This is a genomic window from Bradyrhizobium sp. McL0615 (assembly GCF_049993905.1).
GTDB lineage: Bacteria > Pseudomonadota > Alphaproteobacteria > Rhizobiales > Xanthobacteraceae > Bradyrhizobium.
In genome coordinates, this window is sequence record NZ_CP188254.1 from 4,007,167 (window position 1) to 4,021,757 (window position 14,591).

Below are 14,591 nucleotides of genomic sequence, written 5' to 3' on the forward strand. Positions count from 1 at the left end.
GCGATGCGCCTCAAGACCTTGCTCGGCGACCATCCTGGCACGGCCGCGCTCAAGAATAGGTCCGTTAGGTCGGATCTGGTCGAGTTCGATTTCGTGCCGTATTCGCCGACCAACAAGGGCTTCAAGCCCATGGTACGCGAAGCGGCGTTCGACGTTTCGGAGATGGCGATCGTCACCTATCTGATGGCGAAGTCGTTCGAGAAGCCGATGGTGCTGCTGCCGGATGTCGTGCTGGCGCGGTTCCAGCATGGCCATGCGCTTTACAATGCGAAGGCGGGAAAGCTCGCGCCGCGCGACCTCAACGGCAAGCGCGTCGGCATCCGCTCCTTCACCACCACGACCGGCGCATGGCTGCGCGGCATTCTCGCCAATGATTACGGCGTCGATCTCGACTCGATCGACTGGGTGACGTTCGAGGACGCCCATGTCGCCGAATTCGTCGATACGACCAAGCGGGCAGGCGCGGGCAAGCAAATTGTCCAGATGCTGATCGACGGAGAGCTCGATGCGGTGCTGGGCGAGAAATCGGACCATCCGGATTTGAGGCCGCTGTTTGCCGACGTCGCCGCGGAGGAGAAGGTCTGGTTCGAGAAACACGGGGTGGTGCCGATCAACCACATGGTGGTGGTGAGCCGGACGTTGTCCGATCAGCATCCGGAAGTGGTGCGGGAGGTTCATCGGATGCTCGCCGAATCTGCCGCCACGTCATCCGCTGCACCGCGTTTTGACCGAGGCGAGATGCAGCGTTCGCTGGAGCTGATTACCGATTACTCCGCGCAGCAAAAGCTCATTCCGCGCGCGTTAGCGGTGGATGAACTATTCGACGACGTGACGCGGGCGCTTTGGTAGCCATCCGCACTGCCGTCATCGCCCGCGAAGGCGGGCGATCCAGTATTCCAGAGGCGTTCGTGCTCGACCGAGAAGCCGCGGCGTACTGGATACCCCGCCTTCGCGGGGTATGACGATCCGAGAATTTTAGCGATCAGGAGCAACACTATGACCCCCGAGCCGATCTTCGATCTCGCCCATCTCGGCCATATGGAAATGCTGACCCCAAAGCCAGACGAGAGCCTGAAATTCTTCGTCGACGTCATGGGCATGACGGTCAGCGGCCAGGAGGGCGAGTCGGTCTATCTGCGCGGCTGGGACGATTACGAGCGTTATTCGCTCAAGCTGACGGCCTCGAAAACCTCGGGCATGGAGCACATGGCGCTACGGGCGCGCAGCCCGCAGGCGCTGGAGCGCCGCGTCGCCGCGCTGAAGGGCTCGGGCTTCGACATCGGCTGGGTTGACGGCGACATGGGGCAGGGGCCGGCGTTCCGCTGCCGCGACCCCGATGGCCATATCGTCGAACTCTATTACGAGACCGAATGGTATCAACCGCCGCCCGAACTCAAGCCGGCGCTGAAGAACCAGGCGCAGCGGTTTCCGGCGCGCGGCGTCAATGTCCGCCGGCTCGACCACCTCAATTGTCTTGCGGTGGACATCAAGGCCAACCGTCTCTTCTTCGAGAATTATCTCGGCCTGCGCACCACCGAGCAGATCGTGCTCAACGACGGCACGGAAGCGGCGATGTGGATGACGATGTCAAACAAGAGCTACGATTTTGCCTATACCCGCGATCATTACGGCAAGGCCGGCCGCTTCCATCACGTCACCTACGCGCTCGACAGCCGCGAGGAGATTCTTCGCGCTGCCGACATCTTCCTTGAAAACGGCGTCCACATCGAAACCGGCCCGCACAAGCACGCGATCCAGCAGACATTCTTCCTTTATGTCTGGGAGCCTGGCGGCAACCGCGTCGAAGTCGCCAACGCCGGCGCCCGCCTGATCCTCGCGCCCGACTGGAAGCCGATCGTCTGGACCGAGGAGGAGCGCAAGAAGGGCCAGGCCTGGGGGTTGAAGACGATCGAGTCGTTTCATACCCACGGGACGCCGCCGGTGTGAGCGGCGGGGCCTGATCGGGCTGGAGCGCGCAATCCCTGCACCATCGCGATGCTCAGCTGCGTAGGGCGGGTTCTCTTTAACCCGCCGCTCCATGCGAGATGGCGGCTTAAGGAGAACCCGCCCTACGCGGGCTTGTCCGACATCCGGAAGCATATCCCAAAGCGACGATGTCCGATAAGGTCGCTGCCGGATCGAGCAAACTCGGTCCTCGCAAAAAACGGTCAGGGAGGAACGTCATGTCTAGGTGGAAAATATTAGCCGCGACGATGGCATTGGCTACGACGGTGGTCGTCACGACAGTGTCGCTACCGGTCTTTGCACGCGAACTTCAGCCTCTCGCCACGGCAGCCCCTGAACAGGTGGGCATGTCAGCCGAGCGCCTTGGGCGCATTGCCACGGTGCTGAAGAAGGAGATCGCCGACGGCAAGTTGCCAGGAGCAGTCGTCATGGTCGCCCGCAAGGGGAAGATCGTCTATTCGGACGCCATCGGCTTCCAGGACAAGGGCGCGAATACGCCGATGAAGCCTGACTCGATCTTCCGCATTTACTCCATGACCAAGCCGCTTGTCTCGGTGGCGGCCATGATGCTGGTCGAGGACGGCGTCATCCAGCTCACCGATCCCATCTCCAAATTCCTGCCGGCTTTCAAAGACATGCAAGTCAGCGTGGCGGCCCCCGGGCCCGACGGCAAGGCCACCTACACCAACGTACCGGCGGCAAAGCCGATCACCGTGCAGGACCTCTTGCGGCATAGCGCGGGTCTCGCCTATGCGGAGATCACCAAGAACGAGCCGGTGAAGGCGGCCTATGTCGAGGCCAAGTTCTCCCAGCCGGGCGTGCACGAATACGACTCCCGCGGCATGACGCCGGCCGAGCAGGTCGAGCGCATCGCCAAGGCACCGTTGATTCACCAGCCCGGCACGATGTGGGAATACAGCATGGCTGTCGATATTCTCGGCCGTGTCGTCGAGGCTGCGTCGGGCAAGCGGCTTGCCGTCTTTCTGGATGAGCGGATGTTCACGCCGCTCAAGATGGTGGACACGGGTTTTTGGCTTCCTGCGTCAAAGATGCCGCGCCTCGCGCAACCATTCCCGGTCGACCCGGCGTCGGGCCAGAAGGTAAGCGTACTCGATGTCTCTGCGGAGCCGGGGAACGATTCCGGCGGCGCCGGAGGCCTTTCAACCGCCAATGATTATTTGCGGTTCGGACAGATGTTGTTGAATGGCGGCGAACTCGACGGAGCCCGGGTGATGAGCCGCTCCACCATCAAGTTGATGACCTCAGACCATCTCGGCACGCGCGTCGCGGCACCCTTGCAGCCGGGTGAGCTTCTGTTGGGTACGCCGGGCTATACATTCGGCCTTGGCTTTGCAGTACGCCAGAGTGATGGGATTGCCGGCGTGCCCGGCTCCGCGGGCGAGTTCATGTGGGCTGGTTACGCCGGCACTTACTTCTGGATAGATCCCAAGGAAGAGATCGTCGGTGTCTACATGACACAGGCGCCGAGCCCGATACGCGCGTATTACCGCAAGATGTTCAAGTCGCTCGTCTATCAGGCACTCGTGGACTGAAGTCGTCACACCCTGCCTGCCGTCGCAAAAAGCGAGGTAGCGGCTTCGCTGCCTCGCTTCTCAATCAGTCAATGAGACCGGGGACTACTGGTCGCCAAAAGGCGCTCTGTTTCTCGCGATACAAAAATGTCGCTAGCGGCACAAACAAGCGAAGACGATCGCGTCGTTTTACACCCATGGCAGGGCGCCGGTGTGAGGAAGACGTCGGCGGTTGTCATTCTGCCTGCACGGCTGCGACAGAAGGAACTGCGACCGGTGATAGCAACCTTGCACCGCTGGCGCCGCGCACCATCTTGATGCGACGGCGTGAACGGCGTTGCGAGGTGGTCGATGGTGCAGCATGTGGATTTCACCAGCGAGGCGTTTTTTCGTGATCCGCAGGCCGGCGTCGCGCAACTGCGCGCGATCGGCCCTGCCGTCGCGACGAAATTCCCGATCGTCGGCCGCGTCTGGGTCACCACGACCTACGAGGCGGCGGCGCGGGTGTTGAAGGACGGCACGCTGTTCACGCTGCGCAAGGAAGGTGGCGCGCTGGTCGGGCTGCCCTGGTGGATGCCGAAAGTGATCGGAACGGTCGCCAACAACATGTTGACGATGGACGAGCCGGACCACACACGCCTGCGCAACATCGTCGATGAGGCGTTCCGACGCCGCGCCGTGCTCGACATGGAGCCGCACATCCGTGCCATCGCCGATCGCCTTGCCGATGAATTGTTCGGCGATGGCAGCCCGGCCGATCTGGTGCAGCGGTATGCGCGGATACTGCCGCTATCTGTCATTTGCGAATTGCTCGGCCTGCCACCGGCCGACCGGCCGAAATTCATCGCATGGGCTAATTCCCTGACGCACCTCACCAATGCATTCAGCTTTCTGCGGCTGATCGGCGGGCTGTTCAGGATGCGCCGCTATCTGCAGGGGCGTCTGCAGGTGGCCCGCGAACAAGGTGGCGAAGGATTGATCGCCGAACTGGTGCGGGTCGAGAAGGAAGGCGGCCGCATCACGCCAGACGAGATGGTCTCGATGGTGTTTCTGCTGCTTGGCGCCGGTTCCGAGACCACGACGCATCTGATCAGCGGATCGGTGTTTGAATTGCTGAAGGATACGGCCCGCCGCGACTGGCTCGCAGCGGACTGGAGCCGCGCCGGGCTGGCGGTCGAGGAATTTTTGCGCTTCGTCTCGCCGGTGCAATTCTCCAAGCCACGTTATGTGCGCCATGACGTCGATCTTGACGGCGTAAAATTGAAGAAGGGCGACCGGGTGATGGCGATGATCGTCGCCGCCAATCTGGATGCGCAGGCGAACGAATGTCCTGAACGCCTCGATCTGGAGCGGCGGCCGAACCGGCATCTCGCGTTCGGGACGGGCATCCATTTCTGCCTCGGCCACCAGCTCGCGCGCATCGAGGCGATCTGCGCGCTGCAGGCGCTGTTCACGCGCTGGCCCAGGCTTCAACTCGCGGTCGCGCCTTCGCAGGTTCGATGGCGGAGGCGGCCGGGTATTCGCATGATCGCGGAGCTGCCCGTGGTGGCGGGTATTTGACAGGGGCGGCGGGTGAGGGAAGGCGGCGAGAAAGCTGGCTGGGGAACTAGGATTCGAACCTAGACAAACAGAGTCAGAGTCTGTTGTGCTACCGTTACACCATTCCCCACCTAAGACGCTGATTTCGCACAACTTTCTTGGGAAGTTTTGCAATCAGGGCCAGGAGTTTTGCAAACCCGGCGATTTGCAGGGCCCATATAGCCGGGCCTGCGTTCGCGGTCTAGTCTTCCTTTGTTGGGCTCAGTCCTCCTTGTTCACAAGACGAAGCCGCTTTTGGCCGTCGGCGCCAACCTTCATCTGATCGCGGAACCGCATGTAATGCTCGACGTTCTGGCGGGACATGCCGATATCGTTGGCGATCTGGTCGACCTCATAGCCTTCCTCGGAGCGGGCGAGGATTCCGGTCCCGCGCAGCCCATGGATGGTCGGATGGTCGGCGTCATCAGGATCGATGTCCCAATCGTATTTCTTGACCTGGGCGCCAACCCATTCTTTCCAGCGGCGGCAGATGACGCGGCCTTCGGGGGTATCGGAGAGCCATCGCCCCCAGCGCGCGCGAAGACCGTCGGCCGTGTATTGCGCGCCCTTGGGAGAGTAGAGATACAGGTCCTCGCGGAAACGATCGATCGGCTTCAGCCAGCGGGAGTTCGTGAACGTCACCGGCGTTTCCGCCCAGCGGTCGAGTTCGAGCGCGTCGGCAGTGGCAAGCGGAATGTGGAAGGCGCGCCGGCGCTTGCGGGTTTTCTTTGGCCGGCACCATAGGCCGTTGCGATCGCGATGCTCCGGACCCATGCGGATCAGATCGCTTCCGCGCTGGCAGGTCATAACCCCGAGCCGCGTCATGCGGACCAGGTCTGGCCACGCGTGCGCGCGAACGAGATCGATCACCCAGGACGGCCACGGCACATGCCCGCGATCGGGGATGTCGAAGTCCTTCACCTTGTCGAAGGGATTGATTTTAGCGAGGTCGAGGGGGATGGCCCAATCCCAGATCGTGCGCCCGACCGACAGCATCTGGTTTGCCATCACCGGCGTTTCCTTCATGGCATCGCGCGCAGTTTGAGCTGCGAGCGGCGTCAGGTCTTTGACGCCCACCATGCCCCAGGTATCATGCGACTCGAAGCGACGCATGGTCACTTCGTAATTCGATCGGGTGCCTTCCGATAGTCGCGTGAACTCGTCGCTGCGGCGGTAGCGCGCAATGAGATCGCCGATGGAGCCCGGCGGATATGTTGTCGGTTCCGATGTTTTACGACGCTCGACTTCGGCCCAAAATGCCACCGGCTGAGTGTCGGCGTTCGGTAGTTTGATGCGCTCTCCCTCGCGATCGGTGCCGCGTCCGGGATTCCAATAATAGTACGTGTAGACCTTGCCGTTCGGCTTGCGAACGCTGGTCTTCTCAACGCCCTCAGGCAGCGTCACGCCGGATTCCCTTTTTCTTGCCAAAGTTCGCTGCCCCCAATACGGCCGCATCGGTGTCCGCCGCCTTCTTACTGGACAGCTTACGGTCTACGTCTTCCCAGCGCCAGCGGGGGGTGCCCGAAGGGAACGTGTCGCACGGTGAGGGCAGGCGACCCTCCTTCACCCATTGATCCCAAGTGTCCGTCGAAATTAGCAATTCGGCCGCTCCGGTTTCCCGGTCGACATAGGCCGGCGTCCTATCGCCCCGAAGCAAGTTGTCCTTCTTGCGCATTGTCATTCGAGCTTACCGGAGGGTTGGCCACCTTTCGGCGGCCTTGGCATGATTGTCATCTTGTCGCGCACCAGCACCGCGCAGGGCTGGCCTTTGCGGCCCATCCTGTCCAGCGATAGATGTAAGGGAAAACTGCGGAGTCGTAGGTGTCTCTCGCATCCTTGTAGACGCAAATTTGGCGAGGAGTTGTCCCTAGCGATCGCGCTCAGGTCACCTGCGACCGGACGAGGTACATGCACTTGCGTTTTCGCTAATCGAGAAGATGTCGGACGTGTTGATCATCCCGAGCATCATGCTCAGGTGACGCCTAGAGTGGAACGGCGGCTATAAACTCATCGTACGATTGGGTGCCACGGCGAACAAAAAGGAGAGAAGCTGCCCGCGGTTTTTGATTGTCGGATTTTTTCGGCGTAAGGGGCGATGCACGCAGCCCGCTCTAACAATGAAGGCGCTTTCCCGATACTTGGGGCAAGAGCCCACCGCGACCGCAACAGGGCTCTGGACGGCTGTCGATTTCGTTGTTGGTTCGGAAAAAAGCACTCGAACCTGCAACCAGACCGCTATGCGGTTCTGCGCGCTCTGTGTGTCTCGATGGTGCAAGGGGGATCGCTATCGACGGCGTCCAGCAAACCCGTCAGGCTCATAACCTGAAGGTCATAGGTTCAAATCCTATCCCCGCAACCAAGTTTTAAGCCCTTGAGAACGCGTCGTTTTCGAGGGCTTTTTGCTGCGCTGAACACGGTTGGAAATTTCGCTCGTGGAAGCGTCGTGGAAGCGGCAGGAGGAAAGTCGCGGCGTAAAATCGACGAGGGTGGCCGGGGCGCGATGACTCAATTGTGATCGCAGATCGATGGCGAACGCCACAAGTAGAGGCAGATCACGGCCCGCGTAGCCGTCGACGAACTTTGCTGCGCCGGCTGCGCTGTCTCACCGGGAAGCTGCGAAAGCGATCCGCGCAGCGCGCCGTTGGCAAAATGATATCTAACGTATGCTCACTTCAGTGGAACGTCGCCAAGTCAACACGGCGCTCGATTTCCGTCAGACTAGAGCGAGCGCAGGAAGAAACGGGGTTCACACATGGCGGGATGGATGGTGACGGTCTCGATCACCAAGGATGACGATGAAATCGGCCACGAAATGTATGCCGTTGCAATCAGCGATCCGGAGCAGGCCATCCAGTCGGCCTTGAAGGCGGCCGAAGGCGAGGCGGCGGTCGTGAATTGCGCGATTGACGAAAAGTCGATCAAAACGCTCGGACTGAACTGGGGCGAGGTACTGAAGATATTGAACGACAAATCCGATCCGCTCACCAGCAGCGCACGGCGTCACTAGGGCGCGAACTCATTCATGGAGTTCAAAGACCCGACCCGGATCGAGGAGGTCGGGCGAGACATGATCGTCGAAGCGGCCCCAGTATCGTCTCCGGTCCAAGACCTGCCGATCGCAATATCGCCAGCAATGTTGAGGAGCGCACCGGCACCTACCGGCCGAGCCGGCACCTGGAGCGTATCCGCGACAGCTTTGAGCGGCAGGGCAAGGACCCCGAAGCTTTCGTGCGCTCACACGTCCGCCGCCTGGAAGCACTGCGGCGGGCGGGCTTTGTCGAGCGAATTGACGCCGATCATTGGAAGGTCCCAAAAGATATCGTCGAGCTTGGGCAGGCCTACGACCTCAGCCAGAGTCGGCGACGGGCTGAGAATACGGCCGCTCTCGGCCATCGGTCTCGACCGGCAGATTGTCAGCGATGGTGCGACTTGGCTTGACCGGCAGATTATTGCCGAGGACCGCTCGGAAATCAGGGACAGCGGCTTTGGCAGAGAGGTCAACAAAGCCATCAGCCGTCGGGCTCGGCGACTTGTCGAGATGGGCATTGCGACCGCTAAGGATGGCAACGTTCGCGTCCCCGTGGACACGGTGGCGACTCTTGAGCGACGGGAGGTTGAGCGCGTGGCCATCAGATGGCGAGAGAGCGCGGCCTAACCTACGCCAGCCTCGTCAGCGGGCGGTTTGCAATGATCGACAACGGGCTCGGCGTTCAGCTCGTGCCCTGGCTACCGCTCCTTGAGAAGCGCATCGGCCAGCATATCGGCGGACTTATGCGCGACGACGGTGGCATCGAGTGGACCTTTGGAAGAAACCGGGGGCTGAGCCTGTAATGCAGCCCTGATGAAGGCGCGCCTGCTACCCTCGTTTGGGCCGGACCGCCGCCGCCCTGTCAAGGCGGGCGCGTGTCGCGCTCCCGCTTCGCGGCTGGCGGCCTTGACAGGCCGGCGGCGGCCCCGGCGCTGGGCTCGTCGTGCAGGCAAGGAGGGAGCATCGCGCTTCACATCCCGCACGATCCCGGCATTGGGTCAGACCCGGTCGGATCAGGCAGGCGCTTGAAGCAGCCGGCGCGGCCCGGGTAAGGGCTGAAACAAACCCTGCTATTCGTGGCGATCAACAGAGGATGCGGCAGGCTGGGCGAGCCTTTAGAATCAGCGCGATCAATTGGCCAAGAATATAGGGAAGCTAGACGTCTGGCGTTAGCGCTTAAGTTGCGATACTCTGTGGCCGCTCGTCACAGGTCTACGGATTGCCGATGCCGTTTACTTTCCAGTCTTTGGAGGATGGTTACAACCGCAACTGGGCTAATCTGCAAATCCGACCACGCATTGTTGCTCAGGCGAAAAAGACAGCTGCGCGATTGCTGAACGGCAAGGATACCTATCAGCAGATCGAGGCAAAGACAGGCGTACCCTGGTATTTCATCGGGCTCTGCCACTTCCGGGAATCGGACTTCGACTTCAACACCTATCTGGGCAACGGTCAGCCGCTTGATCGGGTCACGACCGAGGTCCCCAGGGGCCGGGGTCCCTTCCCCAGTTTTGTCAACGGCGCCGTCGATGCGCTCAGGATTCAAGGTCTTGTCGGCGCCAGCGACTGGAGCATCGCCCGGATACTATTCCGGTTGGAGGGCCTCAACGGATTCGGCTATCAAAGCCACGGAGTTAATTCGCCCTACCTCTACGGGGGATCGACACTCTATGGTCCGCCCGAGGCCAAGGGCGGAAGATACAATGGCGTGTTCGATCCGGGCGTGGTCGATACTCAACTCGGCACGGCCGTCATCCTCAAAGCGCTGACGGGTCTCGATTCGTCGATCAAGTTTGACGCACCTCCGGCCCTTGGCTTCAGCGAGCCGGATGATGAGCGGGCAAAAGACGTCCTCGTCGTCCAGCGGGCGCTCAACGCGCTTGGCGCCAGCCCTGCGTTGGCTGAAGACGGCGTCATGGGTCCCAAGACCATGACGGCAGTTGCGCTATTCCAACAGCAAAACAACTTGACGCCGGCGAACGGCCTCCTCGGCGCCGCGACGATCGCGGCCATCCTCAAGATGGCTGCGCCGGCGCCGCTGCAACAACAGCCACAGCCGCCGCAACAGCAGCAACCACAACTCCCGGTGCCAGCGGATGTGGCCGGCGTTCTTCAGCGAATCGAAAACGTGCTGACCCAGATCCAGTCGGGCAACTCAAATCTACGATCGACCGATCCGGCCATGCTGCTGCAGAGATTACTAGCGCTTAACGTTGGCCAAACGCCTGCTCAGCTGCCTGCCCCGGCCAACGACCAGTTGAGCCAGGTGATGAAGGTGCTCAATGTCCTTCTCAGCCGGGACCGCACGCCTGCGCTCGGGCAGGTCAATGGCGCGCTTGGCGACACCATCGGCAATCTCCTCAACGGGAAGAAGTCGGCGCTCGGGATCGGCGGCAGCCTTCTGACCGCCTTGCTCATGAACGTGCCGACCGATGCAGGCGCCGTCGCGCAAGGCGGCGCATTGATCAAGATGCTGGCGCCGATCGTCGGTGCGGTGCCCGGACTGGGCCAGGTCGCGCTGCCGCTTTTCCTTGCTATGGGCGCTTGGGGCGTTCTGGGCAAACTCGAGAAATGGGCGCAGCCATGGTTGCAGTTCGCGCCACAGCCGCAAGTGCCAGCCGAGGTAATCCGGGCTCTCCTTCGGATCGAAGACCTGCGTACGCAGATTCAGTCGGGCGCTCCGCCCAACGTCGGCCAAAATCCGGGATCTGCCCCACCCACGTCAAACGATCAGTTGGGGCAGGTCATCAAGCTGCTCAGTGTCATTCTCGGCCAGACCGCCACGCCAGCGCCATCTGCTTTGGCAAGGATTGGCGATTGGGCGGTTCGCAGCGTCGCTGCCGCTGGAAGAGTGCTGAGTCGATGGCGTGGATACAGCAAGACTGAAGACCGCCGTGTCGATCTGGCCCTGCTTAAGATGGACGGGAGCTCGGCGGCAGTAACCGAAGAGGAAGCGCTGCTGGCACAAGCCCACTACTGCGTTCGCGTTCACATCGGCGAGCGCCTACCCGAGAGCCTTCTGCCCGAACCGCCGCCGCCGATTGCACCATTGCTTACCGAATCCCAATCCGGCCATGAGCTTGAGGTCGCCATCTTCGGCAAGGACTTTGCCGTCGTTGGCCCCACCACCAGGCCGCTTTTTCTGCCCAGCGAAGGGGCGTCGAAGCAAATCTACTTCGAAATCGCCGCCCCCGAGCAACCAGGGCCGGCGCAATTTCGCGTCGGAATCTATCATCAAAATCACCTGGTCCAGTCGTTTGTGTTCGGTGGCGTCGTCGCCGGCTCAAGCGAGCAGGCAGACCGCCCGCGAGCCCGCTTCCTGCTTGAGTTCAGCCGAACAGCAAACTTCAAGAACCTGACTGCGCTCGCTCCGCGCGGCTTGTCGATCGGTCTCAACGCCAACGGCAGCGCAACTCACGGCCTGTTCGTCAAAGCGATCGGCGGTACCGCCGAGTTCTCCTTGCCGCAACAGCTGCTCCAGGACCAGGTGACCAAGTTTCGGGACCTGCTGCAGCAGGCCACCTTCATCAGCCCAGGCCAGGCCAGATTTTCGACCTACCCAGACCCTAGTGATGGGATCTCGCCAGATTTCCACAAATATGCTGCGCAATTCGCCGACTATGGACACGAGCTGCACCGCGCGTTGCTGGGGCGCCCGGATCTTCTTCTATCGCTCCGCAAACTCGCAGATTCGGAAGGAGAAACGATTCAGGTCGTCCGCTTCGATCCCAATTTCGTTCTGCCATGGGCGGCAATCTACGACTTCACACTTCCCACTCCCATCGAAGGCGCGCCCGTTCCCGAAGTCTGCCGGGGAGTAAAGGTAGATGCGGATGGTAAAGAGGTCGCTTGCGGCCACAGGCGCGGAGATAAAGTCTACTGCATCAACGGCTTTTGGGGCGTGCGTCACGTCGTCGAGGAGTTGATCGGGTCCGGCAGCGGCGTCGATGCCGTGGCCGAAATCGTGCGGACAAGCAGCGACGGCGCTGTGCGCGTGGCCGTGGACGCGCCCGAGCCCCATACAGACGAGATGGGACAGATATTCGAAAAGGAAATGGGCAAGAGCTATGCTCCTGTGACGTCCGGCGATGTGCTGCTCGACCTTCTTTGGAAGGACGCAGAGCGTCCGGCGTTGCTTGTGGTGCTCGGACATCTCGAAACCAAGCCGATCCGTGACCAGCCCATTGGTCCGCGGATTGTGCTGCCCAAGGGCGGCTGGCTGCTTCCCGGCGAAATCACCGATCGCGTGCTTGAGAAGACTTGGGACCAGCCCCGGACACTGGTCCTGCTGATGGGATGTCAGACGGCACTCGTGGATCTCGGCAGCCTCGTCGGATTCGGGACGGCGTTCAACAGTGCGCGTGCCGCCGGCATCGCCGGCACCGAGGTTGTTGCCTTCTCCCGACTGCTGACACGCTTTGCCCAGGACATCACCCTCTCGCTTTGGAAGAAGGAAAAGCTCGGGGCCGCCATCAGCGCTTTCCGGCGAAGGCTGCTGGTGGCGGGCAACCCGCTCGCATTCGTGTTTCAGGCTCTCGGCGGGGCCGATATTCATCTCAAAATTGGGAAATGAAGATGCGATCGCTGCTGTTTGTCTTGCTGCTCCTGGCCAGCCCCGCCTTTGCGGAAGGCACAGTACAGGATTCCGACGGGCTCCCGGTGGCCGGCGCGACCATCAACCTGAAGCCGACCCATACGGGCTACGAGGCGGAGATCGTGCTTCCGGCCGAAAAATATACCGACGCGACGCTGAGTTCGTCTGATCCCATCATCAAGCCCGTGCTCTCCAAGCGCTTTGAAATGCAGGAGGCGACGCCGCCGGTCCCGGCGTCGCAGGTCGACGCCGACAAGCCGTCGACGCCTGCTGGTCAGGCCCAGCCCAAAGCACCGACATCCTTTGCAAAACTCGTCACCGTTGTACTGACTAACGGTGCGATTCCGCAGGGCCAATACCGGTTCACCCTGAAACTGGCGGGCGCTGCTCCGGTCAGTCGCGATCTCGTGCTCGCGGTGCCGGCCTCGCGCCTTGACCCGCTCGACACCCTCGTCGTCGTCAGCGAGTGGGCCAAGCCAAGCGCGTTCGGCGAAGCACTGACCGCCAATCAGCCGCAGATTTGGGAGACGAGCCAAAAAGGTTGGCTCACCCATCTGAAGCTGGACCAGAAAGGTCAGACCGATGCCGGCGCCGATCCCGCCGGACGGATCAAGCCGAAGAGCGCCAATCTCGCCGATGTCGGCCTCGGCCAAAACGGGCTCATTTTGCTCGGGCGCGACTACGCGCTGGATGGCTCGTTTCCGCTCGGCACCGCCAAGGGCAAGCTCGTCCTCAGCGCCGACCAGCTCGCCGACCCCGTCACCTTCAATTTTGAAGTCCGCTCCCGCATCTGGGTCGTATGGCTCTTTGTGCCGATGCTCATAGGCCTTGCGCTGGGCTATGGCGCGCGGACCGGCCTTGCCAATTTTCTCGCGGTTAGCCAGGAGAAAGACAGGTGCTACGATCTGCTGGCTTTGATCGACCAAACACTGGCCCAGGACAAGGATCCCACCTTCCAGACGGCCGCAAAAGCCGCGCGAGCTGACGCGCTGGCGGCAGTGCGCAAAAAGAAGGTGGATGAGATCAAGCAAGCAACCGATACCGCGCAAACCAAGTTCCAGGATGCGCGGAACGCACTAGCGAAGAGTCGATCCGACCTCAGGCAGACCATCGCCGGATTTAGCGCGGTCGTGCGAGCGAGCTACCATCTGCCACAGGCGATCAAGAACTCGCTGGAAAACGCACGCAGCAACATCGACGCCAAACTGAATAGCGACGCTGCGTTCAACAACGTCACGGCCGCGCAAGCGGACTTCGACTCGGTGCGGTCGGCTGTCAAACAGACGACCGTTGACGAAGGGGGTAAATGGGTCAAAGCGGCAGGCGACTTGAGCGGCGTCATCGATCTCATCGGACCTGCCTTCGGGCTTGCGGGGACAGATGAACTGCGCGCAAAGCTCAAGGCGATCGTCGATCCTGTTCGCGATGCTCTCAAGAAGCTTAACGACGATACCACCTCAGACACCAAGCCCCTGAAGGATGCGTTCGACGCGCTCCACAGCAATATCTACGCATTACAGCAATTCCGGGACTCCGTTTCGAGCGCCGTCACGCAGCAGATAGTCCATCTCGAGCAAATTCTGAGCGGCAAGCCACTGCCGAAACGGCCGGACTGGGATAATTGGATCGTATCCGCGAAGGCGTTTGCTGCGGCCCTGCAAGGTCTCGCTGCGGAAGGTCCGGACGTTGCGGCGCTCTCGGCTGCGGGGGTGCCGCTTGCGGAAGGGCTGCGTGCGGCGTTGCAGGCGCAAGTGTCCGATGATGCCGCACGGACGCAGATCGAGACGTTGCTTAAGGAAAACAAGGTCATCGACGCCGTGACCAAGGTTGCGGAGCTCGTTCGCCCGCGCGGCGCGGTCGGTGAAGGCGAGGTAAAGGGTCCGGTGCCCCAGAT

11 protein-coding genes and 1 tRNA gene are annotated in these 14,591 nt (G+C 61.5%); 9 read left to right on the forward strand and 3 right to left on the reverse strand.

Annotated features, from left to right (window positions below; translation table 11 throughout):
• Nucleotides 1–3: 3 nt before the first annotated feature.
• The 4 genes from ACPPVP_RS18870 (at nt 4) to ACPPVP_RS18885 (ending at nt 5,057) form a co-directional block, all read left to right on the forward strand.
• Nucleotides 4–849, forward strand: coding sequence for a hypothetical protein (locus ACPPVP_RS18870; RefSeq protein ID WP_426536918.1), 846 nt, complete (start codon nt 4–6; stop codon nt 847–849).
• Between the two features lie 147 nt (nt 850–996).
• Entirely contained in the window at nt 997–1,947 is a 951-nt protein-coding gene (locus ACPPVP_RS18875) for a catechol 2,3-dioxygenase (RefSeq protein WP_426536920.1), read from the forward strand.
• A gap of 236 nt (nt 1,948–2,183) precedes the next feature.
• A complete protein-coding gene (locus ACPPVP_RS18880) occupies nt 2,184–3,518 on the forward strand; it encodes a serine hydrolase domain-containing protein (RefSeq protein WP_426536922.1) in 1,335 nt (444 codons plus the stop codon).
• A gap of 330 nt (nt 3,519–3,848) precedes the next feature.
• Nucleotides 3,849–5,057 (forward strand): cytochrome P450, encoded by a 1,209-nt coding sequence (locus ACPPVP_RS18885; RefSeq protein WP_426536924.1) that lies wholly within the window; start codon nt 3,849–3,851, stop codon nt 5,055–5,057.
• A 35-nt stretch (nt 5,058–5,092) separates the two neighbouring features.
• Here the strand turns inward: ACPPVP_RS18885 and ACPPVP_RS18890 are convergent.
• The 3 genes from ACPPVP_RS18890 to ACPPVP_RS18900 form a co-directional block, all read right to left on the reverse strand.
• Nucleotides 5,093–5,166 (reverse strand) — tRNA-Gln (locus ACPPVP_RS18890).
• 131 nt (nt 5,167–5,297) lie between these two features.
• Nucleotides 5,298–6,479: a hypothetical protein gene (locus tag ACPPVP_RS18895; RefSeq protein ID WP_426536926.1), complete on the reverse strand. Its 1,182-nt coding sequence runs from the start codon at nt 6,477–6,479 to the stop codon at nt 5,298–5,300.
• Nucleotides 6,466–6,750 carry a hypothetical protein gene (locus ACPPVP_RS18900; protein ID WP_426536928.1) on the reverse strand — a complete coding sequence of 95 codons (285 nt, stop codon included), beginning with the start codon at nt 6,748–6,750 and terminating at the stop codon, nt 6,466–6,468. Before ACPPVP_RS18900 ends, ACPPVP_RS18895 begins: the two co-directional genes overlap by 14 nt.
• Nucleotides 6,751–7,827: 1,077 nt before the next feature.
• On the opposite strand from ACPPVP_RS18900, the gene ACPPVP_RS18905 reads away from it, so the two are divergent.
• The 5 genes from ACPPVP_RS18905 (at nt 7,828) to ACPPVP_RS18925 (ending at nt 12,676) form a co-directional block, all read left to right on the forward strand.
• The gene (locus tag ACPPVP_RS18905) at nt 7,828–8,082 is read left to right on the forward strand and encodes a hypothetical protein (protein ID WP_426536930.1); all 255 of its coding nucleotides are present in this window, start codon (nt 7,828–7,830) and stop codon (nt 8,080–8,082) included.
• 116 nt (nt 8,083–8,198) lie between these two features.
• Entirely contained in the window at nt 8,199–8,513 is a 315-nt protein-coding gene (locus ACPPVP_RS18910) for a DUF3363 domain-containing protein (protein ID WP_426537933.1), read from the forward strand.
• Nucleotides 8,404–8,730 (forward strand): DUF3363 domain-containing protein, encoded by a 327-nt coding sequence (locus ACPPVP_RS18915; RefSeq protein ID WP_426537935.1) that lies wholly within the window; start codon nt 8,404–8,406, stop codon nt 8,728–8,730. Before ACPPVP_RS18910 ends, ACPPVP_RS18915 begins: the two co-directional genes overlap by 110 nt.
• Nucleotides 8,731–8,762: 32 nt before the next feature.
• Nucleotides 8,763–8,906 (forward strand): DUF3363 domain-containing protein, encoded by a 144-nt coding sequence (locus ACPPVP_RS18920; protein WP_426536932.1) that lies wholly within the window; start codon nt 8,763–8,765, stop codon nt 8,904–8,906.
• Between the two features lie 422 nt (nt 8,907–9,328).
• Nucleotides 9,329–12,676 carry a peptidoglycan-binding protein gene (locus ACPPVP_RS18925; RefSeq protein WP_426536934.1) on the forward strand — a complete coding sequence of 1,116 codons (3,348 nt, stop codon included), beginning with the start codon at nt 9,329–9,331 and terminating at the stop codon, nt 12,674–12,676.
• The last annotated feature ends 1,915 nt before the right edge of the window (nt 12,677–14,591 follow it).